Annotated in this window: 17 protein-coding genes and 1 tRNA gene; 5 read left to right on the top strand and 13 right to left on the bottom strand. The window is 71.6% G+C overall.

Annotation, left to right across the window (positions count from 1 at the left end):
* Together ACFXBC_RS08050 and ACFXBC_RS08045 are read right to left on the bottom strand one after the other, a co-directional pair.
* Nucleotides 1-1678 (bottom strand): MMPL family transporter (locus tag ACFXBC_RS08050; protein WP_385019938.1); only part of this gene is annotated, 1678 nt, incomplete at its 3' end.
* Between the two features lie 155 nt (nt 1679-1833).
* Nucleotides 1834-2421 (bottom strand): TetR/AcrR family transcriptional regulator, encoded by a 588-nt coding sequence (locus tag ACFXBC_RS08045; RefSeq protein WP_385019936.1) that lies wholly within the window; start codon nt 2419-2421, stop codon nt 1834-1836.
* Nucleotides 2422-2608: 187 nt separating this feature from the next.
* Here ACFXBC_RS08045 and ACFXBC_RS08040 point away from each other — a divergent pair, with 187 nt between their 5' ends.
* Nucleotides 2609-6118 (top strand): S41 family peptidase, encoded by a 3510-nt coding sequence (locus ACFXBC_RS08040; RefSeq protein WP_385019934.1) that lies wholly within the window; start codon nt 2609-2611, stop codon nt 6116-6118.
* Between the two features lie 164 nt (nt 6119-6282).
* On the opposite strand, the gene ACFXBC_RS08035 is transcribed toward ACFXBC_RS08040, so the two are convergent.
* The 4 genes from ACFXBC_RS08035 to ACFXBC_RS08020 all read right to left on the bottom strand — a co-directional run bounded on the left by ACFXBC_RS08035 (nt 6283) and on the right by ACFXBC_RS08020 (nt 9948).
* Nucleotides 6283-6480 (bottom strand): hypothetical protein, encoded by a 198-nt coding sequence (locus tag ACFXBC_RS08035; protein ID WP_385019932.1) that lies wholly within the window; start codon nt 6478-6480, stop codon nt 6283-6285.
* 92 nt (nt 6481-6572) lie between these two features.
* Complete coding sequence (locus tag ACFXBC_RS08030; RefSeq protein WP_385019930.1) at nt 6573-7454, bottom strand: SDR family oxidoreductase; 882 nt, start codon at nt 7452-7454, stop codon at nt 6573-6575.
* Nucleotides 7451-8377, bottom strand: coding sequence for an alpha/beta fold hydrolase (locus tag ACFXBC_RS08025; protein ID WP_385019928.1), 927 nt, complete (start codon nt 8375-8377; stop codon nt 7451-7453). The genes ACFXBC_RS08030 and ACFXBC_RS08025 overlap by 4 nt, the downstream gene beginning before the upstream one ends.
* The gene (locus ACFXBC_RS08020) at nt 8374-9948 is read right to left on the bottom strand and encodes a flavin-containing monooxygenase (RefSeq protein ID WP_385019926.1); all 1575 of its coding nucleotides are present in this window, start codon (nt 9946-9948) and stop codon (nt 8374-8376) included. The genes ACFXBC_RS08025 and ACFXBC_RS08020 overlap by 4 nt, the downstream gene beginning before the upstream one ends.
* A 164-nt stretch (nt 9949-10112) precedes the next feature.
* On the opposite strand from ACFXBC_RS08020, the gene ACFXBC_RS08015 reads away from it, so the two are divergent.
* Complete coding sequence (locus ACFXBC_RS08015; protein WP_385019961.1) at nt 10113-10778, top strand: MerR family transcriptional regulator; 666 nt, start codon at nt 10113-10115, stop codon at nt 10776-10778.
* Between the two features lie 215 nt (nt 10779-10993).
* Nucleotides 10994-11935: a calcium-binding protein gene (locus tag ACFXBC_RS08010; protein ID WP_385019924.1), complete on the top strand. Its 942-nt coding sequence runs from the start codon at nt 10994-10996 to the stop codon at nt 11933-11935.
* 85 nt (nt 11936-12020) lie between these two features.
* Here the strand turns inward: ACFXBC_RS08010 and ACFXBC_RS08005 are convergent, their stop codons facing one another.
* Entirely contained in the window at nt 12021-12824 is an 804-nt protein-coding gene (locus ACFXBC_RS08005; protein WP_385019922.1) for an exodeoxyribonuclease III, read from the bottom strand.
* Nucleotides 12825-12873: 49 nt separating this feature from the next.
* On the opposite strand from ACFXBC_RS08005, the gene ACFXBC_RS08000 reads away from it, so the two are divergent.
* A complete protein-coding gene (locus ACFXBC_RS08000; RefSeq protein WP_385019920.1) occupies nt 12874-13368 on the top strand; it encodes a GNAT family N-acetyltransferase in 495 nt (164 codons plus the stop codon).
* Between the two features lie 82 nt (nt 13369-13450).
* On the opposite strand, the gene ACFXBC_RS07995 is transcribed toward ACFXBC_RS08000, so the two are convergent.
* Nucleotides 13451-14266 carry an SAM-dependent methyltransferase gene (locus ACFXBC_RS07995; RefSeq protein ID WP_385019918.1) on the bottom strand — a complete coding sequence of 272 codons (816 nt, stop codon included), beginning with the start codon at nt 14264-14266 and terminating at the stop codon, nt 13451-13453.
* A gap of 199 nt (nt 14267-14465) precedes the next feature.
* On the opposite strand from ACFXBC_RS07995, the gene ACFXBC_RS07990 reads away from it, so the two are divergent.
* Nucleotides 14466-14852, top strand: coding sequence for a VOC family protein (locus tag ACFXBC_RS07990; protein WP_385019916.1), 387 nt, complete (start codon nt 14466-14468; stop codon nt 14850-14852).
* A gap of 182 nt (nt 14853-15034) precedes the next feature.
* On the opposite strand, the gene ACFXBC_RS07985 is transcribed toward ACFXBC_RS07990, so the two are convergent.
* The 5 genes from ACFXBC_RS07985 to moaC form a co-directional block, all read right to left on the bottom strand.
* Nucleotides 15035-15108 (bottom strand) — tRNA-Ala (locus tag ACFXBC_RS07985).
* Between the two features lie 84 nt (nt 15109-15192).
* Nucleotides 15193-16284 carry a gephyrin-like molybdotransferase receptor GlpR gene (gene glpR, locus ACFXBC_RS07980; RefSeq protein ID WP_385019913.1) on the bottom strand — a complete coding sequence of 364 codons (1092 nt, stop codon included), beginning with the start codon at nt 16282-16284 and terminating at the stop codon, nt 15193-15195.
* Between the two features lie 221 nt (nt 16285-16505).
* Nucleotides 16506-17117: a GNAT family N-acetyltransferase gene (locus ACFXBC_RS07975; RefSeq protein ID WP_385019911.1), complete on the bottom strand. Its 612-nt coding sequence runs from the start codon at nt 17115-17117 to the stop codon at nt 16506-16508.
* Between the two features lie 17 nt (nt 17118-17134).
* A complete protein-coding gene (locus ACFXBC_RS07970; RefSeq protein ID WP_385019909.1) occupies nt 17135-17662 on the bottom strand; it encodes a molybdenum cofactor biosynthesis protein B in 528 nt (175 codons plus the stop codon).
* On the bottom strand, nt 17659-18051 hold a 393-nt coding region (gene moaC / locus ACFXBC_RS07965), incomplete at its 5' end, for a cyclic pyranopterin monophosphate synthase MoaC (RefSeq protein WP_385019907.1). The genes ACFXBC_RS07970 and moaC, both read right to left, overlap by 4 nt.

The following is an 18051-nucleotide window of genomic DNA, read 5'->3' as shown; positions in this document are numbered from 1 at the left end:
CCACCGAGAGCAGGAAGCCGAGGGCCGCCTTCAGCGGGACCAGCACCGAGCGGAAGACCACCATCAGGAGCAGGAACGCGAGCCCGACGACGAGCGCCAGATACGGGACCAGCGCGTCGTTCATCTTCTGCGAGAAGTCGATGTTCATCGCGGTCGCGCCGGTCACCAGCACCGTGGCACCGGTCTCGGACTTGACCTGCGCACCCGCGTCACGGATGGAGTGGACCAGGTCCTCGGTCTTGACCGACGAGGGGCGGTCCTTGGGGATGACGGTGATCGTCGCGGTGTCGTGCGCCTTGTTGTAGGCAGCGGGCAGCACCGAGACCACCCCGTCGAGGCCGGAGATCTTCTGCCGTACCTCGGCGACCGCCGCCGTGCCGCCGCTGATGCCCTTGATGTCCGTGACCGCGGTCAGCGGGCCGTTGAAGCCGGGGCCGAAGCCCTCGGACAGCAGGTCGTACGCCCGGCGCTGGGTGGTGTTGGTGGGCTGCGCCCCGTCGTCCGGCAGGCCCATCTCCAGGGAGGCCGCCGGGATCGCGATGGCGCCCAGACCGATCACCCCGACGAGCAGCACCAGGACGGGGCGGCGCAGCACGACGCGCGCCCAGCGGGTGCCGCCGTTGGCCTTGGCCTCGGCGCCCGGCACCGGCGGGTTCTTGCGGGCCTTGCGTCCCACCACGCGCTTTCCGGCGAAGCCGAGCAGCGCGGGGATGAGGGTCAGCGCGATGAGGACCGCGATCACGACCGTACCGGCCGCGGCGAAGCCCATCTTGGAGAGCATCGGGATGTTCACGACGGCCAGGCCGACCAGGGCGATGACCACGGTGAGCCCGGCGAAGACCACCGCCGATCCGGCCGTGCCGACCGCCCGGCCCGCGGCCTCCTGGGGTTCCCTGCCCTCGGCGAGTTCCGCCCGGTAGCGGGAGACGATGAAGAGCGCGTAGTCGATGCCGACGGCGAGGCCGATCATCATCGCCAGGGTCGATGTGGTGTTGCCCAGGTCCAGTACGTTGGCCAGGGCCGTGATCGTCGAGACGCCGATGCCGACACCGATGAGCGCGGTCAGCAGGGGAAGCCCCGCAGCGATCAGCGAGCCGAACGTCACGACGAGCACGATCGCGGCGAGCACCACACCGATGACCTCGCCGGAGCCGGTCTCCGGCATGGCCTGGAGCGCGTCACCGCCGATCTCCACCGTGTATCCGCTGTGCTGTGCCTTGTCCGCGGTGTTCTGGAGCGAGTCCTTGGTCTTGTCGGTCAGCTCCATGGAACCGACCTTGTAGGAGACCTGGACATAGACCGTGCTGCCGTCCTTGGAGACGGCCTTCGCCTGGTACGGGTCGGTCACCGACGAGATCTGGGACGAGCCGGAGGTCAGCTCCCCCTCGACCTTCTTGACCTCGGCCTTGTTCGACGCCGATGTCATCTTCTCGCCGGACGGGGCCTTGAAGACGACCCGGGCGGTGGCGCCTTCGGCGTTCTGCCCTGGGAACCGCTGCCCCAGCAGGTCGAAGGCCTTTTGGGCCTCCGTGCCGGGGATCGAGAAGGAGCTTGCGGGCGCGGTGGCGGCGGATGAGGCGCCGAAGCCGGCGAGCGCCAGCAGCGCCACCCACACCAGGGCGACATAGCGGCGGCGCCGGAAGGCGAACCGTCCGAGCTTGTAGAGGTACGTGGCCACGAGGGCGTCTCCCGGTCAGGTCGGGTGGAAATGGGCGTGATGAACCAGCCCGACGACGAGAGCGGCGTGTCAGGTGGAGAGGTGTTCAGGTGTGTCAGGCGATGGCTCAGGGTCACCGGGTGACCGGTGGTAGGGCCGGCGCGATCAGTGGTCGGTCACGCGCTGACCGGTGGCTGGGCGCCGAGAGCGGGGAGTACCACGGCGTCCAGATAACGGGAGAGGAACGCCTGGTCGGCAGGCTGCTCCTCAAGGAGCTGACGGGCGACGAAGGCGCCGACCATCATGTGCGGGACGAATCCCAGCGCGGGGTTGTCCGCACCGACCTCGCCGCGCTCCACCGCGCGCTGCAGCATCTGTTTGAGCCCGGTCACCTCGGGTTCGATCAGCAGCTCGCGCAGTGCCTGGAAGAGATCCGGGTTCTCATGCACGGCGTGCATCAGACCCCGCATCAGGGCGGAGTTCTTCTCCATCTCGCAGTCGTCCCCGCGCGCCACCATGGACTGGAAGTCTCCGCGGAGCGAACCGGTGTCGACCTCTTCGATACGGACGGGCTTGTTGTGCCGCAGTGCCCTGGCGACCAGCTCCGGCTTGCTCCCCCACTGGCGGTAGAGGGTGGCCTTGCTCGATCGCGTACGGGCGGCGACGGCGTCCATGGTCAGGGCTTCGTAGCCGACCTCACGCAGCAGATCGAGTGTGGCCGCGTACAGCTCACCCTCGCGCTCCGGCGTCAGTCTGCTCGCCATCCCCGGCCTTCCCGTCCTCCGAGCGAAACGGATTCGTACACCACGAACGGTACGCCGCCCTGGAGCGAAACGACAACGTTTCGCTTGTGGACTCGATCACGGTTGTCGGACCGGCATAAGAGCCGCCTGACCAGCGAGGGTCCGTCCACGAGTTGCCGGGCCCCCGTGGCGCGGAAAGCATTGGGGGGTGAGCCAAGCCGCTGCGGGAGATACCGCGTACCTCCGCTTCCCGAACCTCCATGGCGACCTGCTGTGCTTCGTGACCGAGGACGACCTCTGGGTCGCGCCCCTGGACGGCGGGGCGGGCCGTCCGGAGCGGGCCTGGCGGATCACCGCCGACCGGACCCGGGTGGGCCAGCCGAGGTTCTCGCCCGACGGCGGGCACCTCGCGTACACGTCCTGGCGCAGTCTGGATCCGGAGATCCATCTGGCCCCCGTGCAGGGCGGCCCGTCCCGGCGGCTGACGTACTGGGGCTCGCTCGACACCCGGGTACGCGGCTGGACCCCGGAGGGCGACATCCTGGCCGTGGCCTCGCAGAACCAGCCGTTCTCACACTTCAGCTGGGCCTACACGGTGGCCACCGACGGTTCGCCGGGCGCCAAACTGCCCTGGGGCCCGGTGCACGACATCGCGGTCGGCGACGTGGACGGCGAGCGCCGCACCCTGCTGCTCACCGGGAAGCCGCCGCACGAACCGGCGGCCTGGAAGCGCTACCGCGGCGGCGCCACCGGCCGCCTCTGGCTGCACGGCCAACGGTTGCTCGCCGGGATCGACGGGCATCTGGCCTGCCCGATGCTGGTCGACGGCCGGGTCGCCTTCCTCTCCGACCACGAGGGCGTCGGCAACCTGTACTCCTGTCTGCCGGACGGCACGGATCTGCGCCGCCACACCGACCACGCCGCCTGGTACGCGAGGAACGCGTCCACCGACGGCCACCGGGTGGTCTACCAGTGCGCGGGTGACATCTGGCTCGCCGACGACCTGTCGCCCGGCGCGGTCCCGCGCAGGCTGGACATCCGCATCGGCAGCCCGCGCACCGGCCGGCGCGCCTACCAGGTCCCGGCGTCCGCCAACGTCGACGGGCTGTCCGTGGACCAGACGGGCCGGGCGAGCGCGGTCGTGGTCCGCGGCAGCCTGTACTGGCTCACCCACCGCGACGGCCCGGCCCGCACCATCACGGACACCCCGGGGGTACGGGTCCGCCTCCCCGAGATGCTCGGCAGCGCGGGACGGATCGCGTACGTCACGGACGCGGAGGGCGAGGACGCGGTCGAGATCGCGTACATGCCACGCGCCAGCGGCAGCCGGCCGCCCCGGCGGCTGGCCGCCGGGGCGCTGGGCCGGGTCCAGGAGATGGTCTCGGACCCCAAGGGGGAGCGCCTGGCCATCGCCTCGCACGACGGGCGGCTCCTGCTGCTCACGGTGGACGAGGACGACAACGAGGCGTTGTCGGGCGGGGCGTTGGGCAAGGGCAAGGCGCCGGGGGCCGGGGGGCCGGAGGGCGGGGCACCGGAGGGCGCAGCGGACGAGTCGCCGGGCGGCGCACCGGAAGCCGGACCGGCAGCAGCCCCGGAAAGCGACTCGGAGGGCGACTCAGCATCGGACGGCGACTCAGCAGGAGGTGGCCCGGAAGGCGACCCGGAAGGCGACACCGCCGCCACCGCGGGCGGCGGCGAGGTCACCGAGCTGATCCGTTCGCTCAACGGCCCGGTGCGTGATCTGGCCTTCTCGCCGGACGGGATGTGGCTGACCTGGTCGCACCCCGGTATCGGCCGCTCGCTGCGCCAGATCAAGATGGCCAAGATCGCCGGCCCGATGGCCCCGACCGTGGTCGACGTCACCAACGGCCGCTTCGAGGACGAGAATCCGGTCTTCACCACCGACGGCCGCTATCTGGCGTTCCTCTCCTGGCGCGGTTTCGACCCGGTGTACGACGTCCACACCGGCGACCTGTCGTTCCCGCTGGGCTGCCGCCCGTACCTGGTGCCGCTCACCTCCGCGACGCCCTCGCCCTTCGCGCTCTCCCCCGACGGCCGCCCGGCGGCGGGCGGACTCGACCCGGTGGACGACCTGGGGGACGAGAGCGCGGACGGCAGCAGGGTGCTGGTCGAGATCGAGGGCCTGGAGAGCCGGGTCACCCCCTTTCCGGTGCCCGCGTCGAAGTACTCCTCGCTCTGCCCGGTCAGCGGCGGCGGCCTCGTCTGGCTGCGCTGGCCCATCTCCGGCGCGCTCGGCGAGACCTTCGTCAACCCGGCCGACACCTCGGGCCGCCCCACGCTCGAACACTTCGCCATCGCCAGGGCCCGCAAGGCCGAACTGGTCGACCACCTCGACTGGTTCGCGGTCAGCGGCGACGGCAGCCGGCTGGTCGTCATGGACCTGGGCGAACTGCGCGCGGTCCCCGCCACCGAGCCCGGCGACGGCGACACCACGGCCTTCCTCGACCCGCGCCGCATCCTGCACGACGTCGACCCGCCATCGGAGTGGCGCCAGGCGTACGACGAGGCGGGGCGCCTCATCCGCGCCTACTTCTGGGAGCCGCGGATGTGCGGCATCGACTGGTCGGCGATCCTGGACCAGTACCGCCCGCTGGTCGAACGGGTCGCGTCCCCCGACGAGTTCGCCGATCTGCTCCGCGAGGTCCTGGGCGAGCTGGGCACCTCGCACGCCTATGTCACGGCGGCCCGCCGCAACGAAGGACCGCCGCACTACCAGCGGGTGATGGGTCTGCTGGGCGCGAATCTGGTGTGCCGGGACGGCGCCTGGCTGGTCAAGCGGATCCTGCCCGGCGACTCGTCGGACTCCAGGGCGCGCTCCCCGCTGGCCGGTACGGGCATCCGCGAGGGCGCCGTACTGACCCATGTGGACGGGCGCCCCGTGGACCCGGTCACCGGCCCCTACCCGCTGCTCGCGGCGGCGGGCGGCACCACGGTCGAGCTGACGTTCGGCGCGGCAGGCGGCGGTGGCGGATCCCGCCGGGTCGCGGTGGTCCCGCTGATCGACGAGCGTCCGCTGCGCTACCAGGACTGGGTGGCCAAACGGCGCGCTGTCGTCAGGGAGTTGAGCGACGGGCGGTGCGGCTATCTGCACATCCCGGACATGGGCGGTTCGGGGTGGGCCCAGTTCAACCGGGATCTGCGCCTCGAAATGTCGCGCCCCGCGCTGATTGTGGACGTACGGGGCAACGCGGGCGGGCACATCAGCGAGCTGGTGGTCGAGAAGCTCACCCGTACGATCCTCGGCTGGGACCTCACCCGGGACGCCCAGCCGGTCTCGTACGCGTCGAACGCGCCCCGCGGCCCGGTGGTCGCCCTCGCCGACGAGGCCACCTCGTCCGACGGCGACATGATCACGGCGGCGTTCCGGCTGCTCGGTCTCGGCCCGGTGGTGGGTCAGCGGACCTGGGGCGGTGTGGTCGGCATGACCGGCCGGCACCGGCTGGGCGACGGCACGGTGATCACGGTGCCGATGAACGCGGCCTGGTTCGACACCTACGGCTGGTCGGTCGAGAACCACGGCGTGGACCCGGACATCGAGGCCCTGCGCACCCCGCTGAACTGGGCGGAGGGCCGCCATGGCCAGCTCGACGACGCGGTCTGGACAGCGCTCGACCTCCTGGCGGCCAAACCGGCGGCGGAACCCCCGGACTACTCGGACGTCCCGGACAAGAGGCGGCCTGCGTTGCCGCCGCGGTAGGGGGCGGGGGCGGGGGCGGGGGCGGCAAAATCAAGCCCGTCCGGCGTTTGAGGACCGGGGGCCCGGGGGCCGCGCCCCCGTGCACACCGACCCGCACCGCCCGCCTCACCCGCAACGAAAGGGCGCGCCCCCCGCAAGGAGAGACGCGCCCTGTCACGGCTCGCTCAGGAGTCGAACTGGTCCCGGACCCGGTCCGCTTCACCCAGGACCCGCTTCTCCGCCCGGTCCCCCGCCCGGCCACCACGCTCCCCGGACTGCTCGTCGGGGCGCGACGACCGCTCACCCTCCGCGCCGCCCATCGACTGCTTGCCCTTCTCGGCGAGCTGCTGCGCCTTGTCCCTGAACTGGTCCTTCATTCCCATGAGGTTCAACTCCTGGTGAGATGTGAGGGGTGGAGGGCTGCGCCCTCCAGGCCCGACCAGACTGACACGGCGGAACATTCACCGCATTTCGATCAGTAACGCTCCGTGCGCGCCTTCTCGTCCGCCGCCCCGCCCGCGCCCACGAGCCCCCGCCCGACCCCGGCGAGCCGCGGCTCGAAGCGCCGCATCTCCCGCTGGCCGACGGTGCCGATCAGCGCGGGCAGATATCCCCGTACGGACTGCATTCCGCGCAGCCACCACTGCGCGTACACATGCGCGGACCTGCGCTCGATCCCGGCCACGATCCGGTCGACGGCCGGGCCGAGCGGGTAGGTGCGGTTGGCCGGCCACGGCAGCCGCTGCCGCAACTCCCGCATCACGTCGTCCTCGTCGGCGCCGCGCACCATGTCCGTGTCCGTCCAGGACAGATAACCGACCCCGACCCGTACGCCCTTGTAGCCGACCTCGGCCCGCAGACAGTGGGCGAACGCCTCGACGCCCGACTTGGAGGCGCAGTACGCGGACATCATCGGCGCGGGCGTGATCGCGGCCAGCGACGCGATCTGCAGGAAGTACCCGCGGCTCTCCATCAGCACCGGCAGGAACGCCCGCGCGGTCACCGCCCCGCCCACCAGATTGACCTCGACGACCCGCCGCCACGCCTCGGGGTCCGAGTCCGCGAAGGGCCCGCCGGACGCCACCCCGGCGTTGGCCACGACGATGTCGACCTTGCCGAAGTGCGCCTTGACCTCCTGGGCGACGGCCGCCATCGCCGTGTGGTCGGTGACATCGGCGTGCCAGTGCGCGCTCTCGGTGTGCAGCCGCCCGGAGACCGCCTTCAGCTCGTCCGGCTCCAGGCCGACGAGCGCCACCCTCGCCCCGCGCGCGGAGAGTTTGCGGGCCAGCAGCTCACCGACCCCGCGGGCGGCCCCGGTGACGACGGCGACCTGGCCCTCCAGGCTGTTCCTGCTCATACGGCCTCCTCCTTCTCCACTCGCCGGCCGGCGGCCAGGTCCACCGGTACGTGTACGGCGGCCAGTTCGCGCAGCTGCGCGGTGACCGCTTCGGGCGCCTCCACCGGGGTCATATGGCCGATGCCGACCAGCTCGGTGAGGCCGGTGCAGTGCGGCAGCGCGGCGGCCAGCGCCCGTGCGTGCACCACCGGCGTGAGCCGGTCGGCCGTCCCCGCGACCACTGCGGTGGGTACGGTCAACTCCTTTACGCCCGACTCCAGATCGAGCCCGGCGAGCACATGCGACCACGCCACCCGCGCCGTCCGGGGGCAGGTGTGCACGATGCGGGCGCACGTGGCCACCCGGTCCGGGGCCGAACCGGGGCCCATCGTGGCGTACTTGAGGATCCGCCTGGATACGGGCGTGACCGGGCCGAGCGGGGCGCGCGCCCCGAGCACCGCGCCGGTCAGCCGGGTCCGCAGCCGTCCGGGCCGCAGCGGCAGCACCGTCGACTCGGCGATCAGCCGTGAGCTGCCCGTACTGCACAGCAGCACCGCGGCCGCGTGCTCACGGAACCCCGGCCGTCCAGCGGCGGCCATCATCGTCATCCCGCCCATCGAGTGACCGGCGAGTACCGCCCGCTCACCGGGGTCGAGGGTGGCGGCGAGCACCGCCTCCAGGTCGTCGGCCAGGAGTTCCGTGGTGTACGGGCCTGTGCTGCGGTCGGTGCCGGGTGAGCGCCCGTGTCCGCGCTGGTCGTAGACCACCACCCGGTGGTCGGCCGAGAGTGCGCGGATCTGGGCGTCCCAGAAGCGGGTCGAGCAGGTCCAGCCGTGCGCGAGCACCACGGCGGGGGCGCCCTCGGGCCCGTACACCTCGGTGTGGATCCGCGCGCCGTCCGCGGAGACGACGGTCAGCACGCCGCCCGCTCCCGCGCGGCTCACACCGACTCCCGGTCGGCGGCGCGGCCCTGGCCGACGGCGTGCTTGCGGTCCGTGACCCGGTCGTGGTCGCCGGTCCGCTGGCGCACCAGGGGCCGGTCGGTTTCCACCCGTACGACGCGGTACTCGGCGAGGTCCACCTCCCGGGTGGCCTTGCGGAACTCGGCTGTCGTGCCCGGCCAGATCGTGGTGTTGCGGCCGTTCGCGTCGAGGTACCAGCTGGTGCAGCCGCCGGTGTTCCAGACGGTCCGCTCCATCCGCTCCTGGACGTGGTCGTTCCAGGCGTCCACCGCCGTCGGCCGGGGGTCGAGTGCGACGCGTCCGCCGAGCATGTCCAACTGCCGCAGATAGTCGGCGAGATAGCTCAGCTGGGACTCGATCATGAGGATCATCGACGAGTTGCCGAGTCCGGTGTTGGGCCCGATGATCGTCATCCAGTTGGGGAACCCGGCCGCCGTCGCGCCGCGCAGCGACCGCATGCCGTCCTTCCAGGTCTCGGCGAGCGTGGCACCCTCGGCGCCCACCACCCGCTCCGCGATCGGCATGTCCGTCACATGGAAACCGGTGCCGAAGATGATCACGTCCGCCTCGGTCTCGGTTCCGTCGGACGCCACCAGCGTATTTCCCCTGACCTCCTTGAGGCCGGAGGCCACGACGTCCACATTGGGCTGCGCGAGCGCCGGGTAGTAGGTGCTGGAGAGCAGGATGCGCTTGCAGCCGATCCGGTACGAGGGCGTCAGCTTGGCGCGCAGCGCCGGGTCCTTGATCGAGCGGCCGATGTTGGCCTTGCCTATGGACTCGATCAGGCCGAGTTCATTGGGGTGCTTGGTGAAGGCGCTGACCTGGAGCTCTCGTATGCTCCACAGCAGCCGCCTGCGGGCGGCGGCGGTGAAGGGCACCTTTCCGTGCAGCCACCGCTCGGCGCCGCTTATCGCGCGGTCCATGCGGGGCATCACCCACGGCGGGGTGCGCTGGAAGAGGGTGAGCCGTCCGGCGTCGGGCTGGATCGCGGGCACGATCTGGATCGCGGACGCCCCGGTACCGATCATCGCGACGCGCTTGCCCCGCAGGTCGTAGCCGTGGTCCCACTGCGCGGAGTGGAAGACCTTGCCCTCGAACGAGTCGAGCCCCGGGACGTCCGGCAGCTTGGGGTCGGAGAGCGGCCCGGTCGCGGAGACGACCAGGTCGGCGGTGAGCGTTCCCCGCGCGGTCTCGATCTCCCAGCGCAGTTCGCCGGTGTCCCAGCGCATCTTCCGCACCTCGTGGTCGAGGCGGATGTGCGGCCGCAGCCCGAAGGTGTCCGCGACGTTCTCCAGATAGGCCCGGATGTGCGGCTGGCCCGAGAAGGTGCGCGGCCAGTCGGGGTTGGGGGCGAAGGAGAACGAGTAGAGGTGGGACGGCACATCGCAGGCGCACCCCGGATAGCTGTTGTCGCGCCAGGTCCCGCCCACCGAACCGGCCCGCTCCAGGACGACGAAGTCGGTGATCCCCTCGCGGCGCAGCCGGACGGCGGCCCCCAGGCCGCCGAATCCGGATCCGATCACCGCCACTCGTACGTGCTCGTGCTCGGCCATGCTGCCGCCTCCCGCAGTACCCCGGACTCTGCCAGTAATCACTGGCACTGTTGGAGAGTAGAGCAGCTTCGTACTCATGGGTAGGGGGCAGACCGAGGAAAGTGCGCGCCGGTACGGCATAGGCTTCCGGCGTGGCAGAGGAGAGAACGGGGCGCGAGTACCGCATGGAAGAGCTGGCCGAAGCGGCCGGGATCACCGTGCGCACCCTGCGCTTCTACCGCGAACGCAAGCTGATCCCGCCACCGCGCCGCGAGGGCCGCATCGCCTGGTACGACGAGCACCATCTCGCCCGGCTGCGTACGATCTCGGCCCTGCTGGAGCGCGGCCACACCCTCAGCGGCATCGCGGATCTCGCCACGGCCTTCGAGAGCGGCCGGGACGTGGGCCGGCTGCTCGGCCTGGCGGCCACCGAGCCCCCGGCGTGGACGGAGGAGGAGCCGGTCCGGCTCACTCCGGAGCAGCTCGCGGACTACTTCGAGGGCGAGGTCACGGCGGAGAACCTGGCGTCCGCGCTCGACCTCGGCTATCTCGCCACGGACGGCGACGACATCATCCACATCAGCCGCCGCCTGCTGGATGTGTCGGCGGCGCTGGTACGCCAGGGCGTCCCGCTGGCAGCGGTCCTCGCGGCGGGCGACGAAGTCCGCAAGCACACCGAGGCCCTGACAGAACTGTTCTCCGCCCTGGTCCACACCCATCTGCCGGACGAGGACTTCACCAGCGCGATGGAGCGGGTGCGCCCGCTGGCCAAGAGCGTGGTGGACGCGGAGCTGTCGATGTCACTGGACCGGCGGGTACGGGCGGAGAAGAACGGCGGGGATGCGGGGTAGCGCCGGGCCGTACGGCATGGACTCCCGTACGGCATGAACTCTCGCCGACGGGTGCGCGACGGCAAGCTGTACGGCCGCGATCCAACTCCCCGTCCCCGCAGGCCAGATGGGGTGCGCACGGCAGATTCGGCGCCCTCGGGGCAGGACAACCATCGGGCGGGCCCACCCGTCACTTGTGGTTGTCGCAACCACCCATCGCGCACGGAGGCCACACGATGCCCACTCAACCCACCCGGTCCACCCAGCCCACCCGCACCGCCGGCCGCCGGACGGTCCGCGCCGCTTCGGCGCTGACGCTTGCCATCGGCGCCGGACTCGCCGCTCCCCTGTTCCTCGCCGGTCCGGCCGGCGCCGCCACCCCGGCGGCGAGCGCCGGACTGGACAGCACCGGGCGGACCATCCATTACGCAGCCGCCCCCGGGCAGACCAACCGGGCGGCCGTCACCGTGTCGAAGACCGACGGCTCGCCGGACATCACCTATGTGATCGACGACGCCGTCCCGATCGACGCCGGGGCAGGATGCGCGTACCCGGACGGCGCGGACCGTACGAAGGTCCGCTGCACGGTCACCACCGTGGACTCCCAGGACCCGTACGCGAGCCTGACGATCGGCCTCGGTGACGGAAACGATGTCCTCACCTACGACAACGCCACAGGACAGACCTACAACTTCGCCTCGGTGGACCTCGGGGACGGCGCGGACCAGCTGACCGACACCGGCGCCGTCGACGGCAACTCCGTCCTCGGCGGCGCGGGCGACGACGACCTCACGGTCGGCGCCGACGCAGTGGTCCTGGGTGGCGACGGCGCCGACACGGTGCACGCCACGGGCGGCGGGGCCGTCATACAGGGCGGTGTGGACGACGACACGGTCTACGCGGACGGCGACGCGAATTCCGTGTCGGGCGGCGCGGGCGACGATGTGATCCACGGCGGCGCGGGCGACCAGAACCTCTCCGGCGACGACGGGAACGACCGGCTCTACGGCGGCGCGGGCAACGACTTCCTGTACGGCGGCAAGGGCGACGACATCCTGTACGGCAACAGCGGGGACGACACGCTCTACGGCAACAGCGGTGACGACGAGCTCTACGGCGGCCCGGGCAAGGACACGCTCTCGGGCGGTTCGGGTACGAACGTCGTCCATCAGGACTGAGGCCCCCCCGGCCAGGACCGTGGGCCCGCCGCCCCGGGCGGGCCCACGGCCGCGGGGCGGGGGCGGGCCCGCAGGCCGCCGCACCCTACAGGTCGTACACCGCCGTCACCGGCGCATGGTCGCTCCACCGCTCGCCGTGCGTGGCGGCCCGCTCGACCCACGCCTTGACCGCCTTCGCGGCAAGACCGGGGGTCGCCATCTGGTAGTCGATGCGCCACCCCGCGTCATTGTCGAAGGCGCGCCCACGGTAGGACCACCACGAGTACGGGCCCTCCACATCCGGATGCAGCCCCCGCACCACGTCGGCGTAGGCCGCACCGTCCGCCGCGAGGACACGCGTCAGCCACTCGCGCTCCTCCGGCAGGAAGCCGGAGTTCTTCTTGTTGCCCTTCCAGTTCTTGAGGTCGGCCTCCTGGTGGGCGATGTTCCAGTCGCCGCAGACCACGACCTCGCGGCCGTCCGCCGCCGCCCGCTCCCGGAGCCCCTGGAGGTACGGCAGGAACTCCGCCATGAACCGCAGCTTCTCGTCCTGCCGCTCCGTGCCGACCTCGCCGGACGGCAGATAGAGGCTCGCGACCGTCACTCCGGGCAGGTCGATCTCCACGTACCGCCCACTGCCGTCGAACTCCGCGCTGCCGAATCCGATCTGCACCCGCTCCGGCTCACGCCGGCTGTACAGCGAGACACCCGCGCGCCCCTTGGCAGCCGCCGGGGCGTGCACCGTGGACCAGCCCTCCGGCTCGCGGACCTCCTGCGGCAGCTGTCCGGGCTCGGCCCGTACCTCCTGGAGGCAGATCACATCGGCTTCGGTCTGCGCCAGCCACTCCACGAAGCCCTTCTTGGCGGCGGCGCGCAGCCCGTTCACGTTTACGGTTGTCACAGTGAGCATCAGGAAACCCTACCGACATGAGCCAATGCATGGATGTACCATCTCTTGCATGAATATCCGGCCGGTCCGTTACGATCACCCCGACGCGGTCAAGCTCGATGACCAGGTCCAGCTCGAATACATCGAGCGCTACGGGGACGGCGGCGACGTCACCCCGCTCGACGCCACGATGTTCCACCCGCCCGCCGGGCTCTACCTCCTGGCGTACGACGGAGACGGCACCCCGGTGGCCACCGGCGGCTGGCGGAACCAGGACGGTGCGGGCGCCGAGGGGTACTCGAAGGGCGACGCCGAGCTGAAGCGGATGTACGTGGTCCGCGAGGCGCGCGGCCTCGGGCTGGCCCGCCGGATCCTCGCCACCCTGGAGGAGAGCGCCCGCGCGGCCGGCCGGATCCGTATGGTCCTGGAGACCGGGGACCGGCAGCCCGAGGCGATAGCGCTGTACACGTCGAGCGGGTACACACCCTGCGCCAAATTCGGCCACTACCGGGAGTACGAGAGCAGCCGCTGCTTCGCGAAGCCGCTCACCCCGCCCGCCGGGTGAGGCGCGGCCCCGCCCGGGTCCGACCCGCCATCCGTACGGACCTGACCCGCTCCCCGTACGGAACGAACCGCCCGCCCGCCGCTCAGCGCTTCCGGGCGACCCCGACGTAGAAACCGCTCCGCTCCCTCTCCGGCGCGGGCCCGTCCTGGTACCACTCGGTCGCAGGCACCAGCCCCGGCGGGACGAGGTCGAGCCCGTCGAAGAACGGCTCGACCTCCGCCCGGGTCCGCATCCGCAGCGAGATGGCACCGTCGCGGTATGCCGTCCTGGTGTCGGCCTCCAGCTCCGGGTGCTGGTCGGCCGTGCCGTGCGAGAGCACCAGATAGCTGCCGGACGGCAGGGCGTCGACCAGGGTGCGGGTGATGCCGTACGGGTCCTGGTCGTCGGGCAGGAAGTGCAGCAGCGCGATGAGCGACAGGGCGACAGGCCGCCCGAAGTCGAGCAGTTCACGGGCGCGGTCCAGGATCAGCTCCGGCTCGCGCACATCGGCGTGGATGTAGTCGGTGGCGCCCTCGGGGCTGCTGATGAGCAGGGCCTCCGCGTGGCGCAGCACGATCGGGTCGTTGTCCGCGTAGACGATCCGGGCGGTGGGGGTGACCGCCTGGACCACCTGGTGCAGATTGGGCGCGGTCGGAATGCCGGTACCGATGTCGAGGAACTGGCTGACCCCGTTCCGCGCCAGCCACCCCGCGGCACGGTGCATGAAGGCCCGGTTCCGTGCCGCGTTGCCCCGCGCCTCCACCGGCAGTTTCTCGCCGACCTGCTGATCGACCGGGTAGTTGTCCTTGCCGCCCAGGAGCCAGTCGTAGACACGTGCCGGATGGGGCCTGCTGGTGTCGATCCGGGGCTTGTCACTCTCGGGGTTGTCAGTAGGAGGCTTGTCACTGCCGGCGGTCACGGAACGCTCCTCGATGTTCGAATCGCTGTGCCTACACGGTAGTCGGGGCGCTGTCGGTCCGCGCGCCCCGCCGATGGCCGCACCGCCCGGCAGCCGCGACGGTCAGCAGTCGTAGCGGTGGGCGTACGGCATCCCGGGGCAGGCCGTGCAGACGAAGAGGTACACACCGCCCCGGCCGCCCATCACCATGTGGTGCCCGATGCCGTCCAGGACCGCCCTCTACGGCCTGGCCGACGGCAGCGCGCTTGCCTTCTTCCAGTTCGCCGACCCCAAGGACCAGGAGGAGTTCCGGACCAGCACCAACTCAACTCCTCTGCGTCACATAGCTTTCAAGGTCGAGGCCGAGACACCGGAAGTCATCCGCGAGCGCATCGCCGCAGTCGGCTCCACGGACGCGAACCCCCATGTGATCGACCACGGGTTCTGCGTCTCGCTGTACATCACGGACCCCAACGGGTTGATCCTGGAGTTCGTCGTCGACCACCCCGACGTGGAGAAGATCGACGCCGAGCAGCGCACCACCGCACACGCCGACCTCGCCCGTTGGCTCGCCGGTGACCACACCAGCAACAACCGTTGGCGCTGACCGCCACCCCGCGGCCCCGAACCCGCGGCGCCGGCCCTGCGGCGTCGGCCGAAACGACCCTCCCGCGGACCGGATGCGCCCTCCGCAGCCTCGCGGAAACGACGAAATCCCGGTCGGACGAAGACCGTCTGACCGGGATTTCATGAACCGCTCCGGGATGAACCCGGAGGCGGTCCTTGCGGTGGACCTGTGGGGATTTGAACCCCAGACCCCCTCGATGCGAACGAGGTGCGCTACCAGACTGCGCCACAGGCCCTTGCAACGAGTGAAACTCTAGCACCCCGGAAGGGGTGCTCGGAAATCCGCTCCCCCGCTGGTCACGGACGCCCCGCGCGGCCGGTCATTCATTGGCGGCGCGGGGCCGGTCCTCGTCCTCGTACTGGTCGAAGAGCGGGGTGCGGCCGCGCTCGCGGGAGCGGCGGGCCGCCGGGCCCTGTCGGTCCTGGACGGGGCCGTCGTCCGGGGTCTCGCCGGAGGCCGGTTCGGCCACGCTGGACGAGCGGGCCGAACTCCAGGTGTCCGGGGCCCCGAGGTCGATACTGCCCGGCGCGCGGGGCGCGACCGGTGCGGTGACATAGGTCGGCAGCGGCACCGGGACGGGATCCCAGCTGTCGCCGCGTTCCCGTCCGCGCTCGCGCTGCTGGTCGACCCACTCCGCGTGGTCGGTCTGCTCGACCAGGGCGCGGCGGCCGGCCTCCTGCGCGGAGACGGCCGGGGCCGGCTCGGGCTCGGGGTGGCGCGCCTCGGCGTCGGGGTGCTGCTCGCCCGCGCCCGCGCCGGGGCGGCGGGGGCGGTTCTCGCGCAGCCGCTGCGCCGCGGCCTCGGCCCGGCGCCGGTCCATCGTGAAGGCGAAGCGCCGGCGCTCCTGGGTCCGCAGATACACGATGTAGGTGCTCAGCAGGAGACCCGGTACGGCGGGTGCCCAGAGGAAGCCCAGGCCGCCGACCGCGGCGACGACCGCGCCGGCGGTGAACGCCACGAAGAGCAGCACAGTGGTGCGTCTGCGGCGCGCGAGGGCCTTGAGGCGCCGGGCGCGCTCCGCCGCGGGACCGGCCGCGGGCGCGGCGCGGCGCGCCTTGCGGCCGGACCGCTCCGGGCGGGCCGTCCGGCCTGCCGGATGCGCCGGGTCCGTCTGGTCCTCGGGGTCGTCCGGAGACACGGCGAAGGACCGGACGTCGACGGAACTCGGGGAATTCGTCGCACTGTCCGGCACCGCATCGTCGGGAAGACCCTCACCGGCTGCCCGCTCCTGAAGCTCCCTGGCGTACCGGCGCTCCATTCCCGCCCGTCCGGACAGCAGCCGGATGGCGGTGCTGAAGCGTTCCGTGGGACGGGCCTCGTTCAGCTCGTCCTGCCTGCGGAGCCACATCGGCACCAAGTAGGCGGCCCAGGCCCCGACGATGACTGCGTAGATGAGGCCACTACTGCTCACCCTCACACCGTAGAGGGGTCCGCATGGGGCCATCTGCCAATTGGCCCGGTGTGTCGCACGATCCGGCTGATATCTCGAACTTTTTTTGTGATTGTTCGGATCAACAGTCTCCGAATGTGGGCGTGTTCACGCCCGAGTCAGGACCGATTGGCCGTCAATTTCGAACACTTATTTTATTTACGGGGTCTTCCTCCGGCCACGGCACCTGGGGCGGGGAACCCTCACGGCAGCTTCGGTGTCGTCCCGGGACGCGCCCGGCGCCACCTGTTGAGCAGTCCGTCGGGGACTTCGTCCGCGGTGAGCGCGAAGACCAGATGGTCGCGCCAGGCCCCGTCGATGTGCAGATAGCGCGGTCGCAGCCCCTCCTCGCGGAATCCGAGTTTCTCCACGACCCGTCGGCTCGGCTCGTTCTCGGGGCGAATGCAGACCTCGATACGGTGCATACCGACGGTACGGAAACAGTGGTCGACGGTGAGCGCCACCGCGGTCGGCATGACGCCCCGCCCGGCGACCTCCCGGTCGACCCAGTAACCGACATGGCCCGAACACATCGAGCCCCAGGTGATACCGGCGACGGTCAACTGCCCGACCAGCCGCCCCTGGTACTCGATCACGAAGGGCAGCATCCGTCCGCCGTGCGCCTCCGCGCGCAGATGGCGGACCATCTGCCGGTACGTGGGGCGCTGCGCGACCGGGCCGCCGGGTGCGGGCGGCGGAACGGTCGCTTCCCAGGGGCGCAGCCAGTCGCGGTTGCGCCGGTTCACCTCGCGCCAGACCTTCTGGTCCCGCAGTCTTATCGGGCGCAGGGCGACTGGGCCTTCTGCCAGTTCCACGGGCCACGGTGAGAGGTTCAGCTCATGCTCCCGGCGGGTCTGGGGTGGTCGCCGCCCCGGATCTGGTCCACGGCGTGCACCAGCAGCCGTCCCAGTACGGCGAGTCCGTCGCGGACCCCGCCGGTGGAGCCGGGGAGGTTCACGACGAGGGTCGTGCCGGCCAGTCCGGCGACGCCCCGGGAGAGTGCGGCGGTCGGGACCTTGGCCAGGCCCTCGGCGCGGATCGCCTCCGGGATGCCCGGAATCTCGCGGTCGAGGACGCGCAGGGTCGCGTCGGGGGTGCGGTCGGTGGGCGAGATGCCCGTACCGCCGGTGGTGACGATGACGTCGTACGCCGCGGCGACCCCTTCGCGCAACGCCTGCTCGACCGGGTCGCCGTCCGGGACGACACGTGGTCCCGCGACCGTGAAACCGAGTCCGGTGAGCGCCTCGGCGATGAGCGGGCCGCCCCGGTCCTCGTACACCCCGGCGGATGCGCGGTTCGACGCCGTCACCACGAGCGCGGTGTACGCCCGGGGCGCGGGCGGAGTGGAGTGCGCCGTCATGCTCCGGTCCCCTCCGGCGCGGGGCGGCGGTACGTGCCCGACTTGCCGCCGGTCTTCTCCTCGACCCGTACGTCGGTGATGACCGCCCCCTTGTCGACCGCCTTCACCATGTCGATCACGGTGAGCGCCGCGACCGTGACGGCGGTCAGCGCCTCCATCTCGACGCCGGTGCGGTCCGTGGTTTTCACGGTGGCGAGGATCTCCACCGCGTCGTCGGCGACGGTCAGGTCGAGCTTCACCCCGGAGACCGCCAGCGGGTGGCAGAGCGGAATCAGGTCGGGGGTGCGCTTGGCCCCCATGATCCCCGCGATCCGCGCGGTGGGGGGGGGGGGCAGCCGGGCGACCGCGGCCGCCCGCCGCCGCACCCAGACACACGCCGGGACAGCGGG

It is taken from the genome of Streptomyces sp. NPDC059398, assembly GCF_042751845.1.
GTDB lineage: Bacteria > Actinomycetota > Actinomycetes > Streptomycetales > Streptomycetaceae > Streptomyces.
The sequence above is the reverse complement of the archived record's forward strand: the minus strand, read 5'-3'. Positions and strand labels throughout refer to the sequence as shown.

Excerpts from the sequence above, each read along its gene's own strand:
- ACFXBC_RS08020 (WP_385019926.1), bottom strand. The coding sequence starts at position 9,948 with ATGGCCGAGCACGAGCACGTACGAGTGGCGGTGATCGGATCCGGATTC.
- ACFXBC_RS08030 (WP_385019930.1), bottom strand. The coding sequence starts at position 7,454 with ATGAGCAGGAACAGCCTGGAGGGCCAGGTCGCCGTCGTCACCGGGGCC.
- ACFXBC_RS08000 (WP_385019920.1), top strand. The coding sequence starts at position 12,874 with ATGAATATCCGGCCGGTCCGTTACGATCACCCCGACGCGGTCAAGCTC.
- ACFXBC_RS08045 (WP_385019936.1), bottom strand. The coding sequence starts at position 2,421 with ATGGCGAGCAGACTGACGCCGGAGCGCGAGGGTGAGCTGTACGCGGCC.
- ACFXBC_RS07970 (WP_385019909.1), bottom strand. The coding sequence starts at position 17,662 with ATGACGGCGCACTCCACTCCGCCCGCGCCCCGGGCGTACACCGCGCTC.
- ACFXBC_RS08035 (WP_385019932.1), bottom strand. The coding sequence starts at position 6,480 with ATGGGAATGAAGGACCAGTTCAGGGACAAGGCGCAGCAGCTCGCCGAG.
- ACFXBC_RS08010 (WP_385019924.1), top strand. The coding sequence starts at position 10,994 with ATGCCCACTCAACCCACCCGGTCCACCCAGCCCACCCGCACCGCCGGC.
- ACFXBC_RS08015 (WP_385019961.1), top strand. The coding sequence starts at position 10,113 with ATGGAAGAGCTGGCCGAAGCGGCCGGGATCACCGTGCGCACCCTGCGC.
- ACFXBC_RS08005 (WP_385019922.1), bottom strand. The coding sequence starts at position 12,824 with ATGCTCACTGTGACAACCGTAAACGTGAACGGGCTGCGCGCCGCCGCC.
- ACFXBC_RS07990 (WP_385019916.1), top strand. The coding sequence starts at position 14,466 with ATGCCGTCCAGGACCGCCCTCTACGGCCTGGCCGACGGCAGCGCGCTT.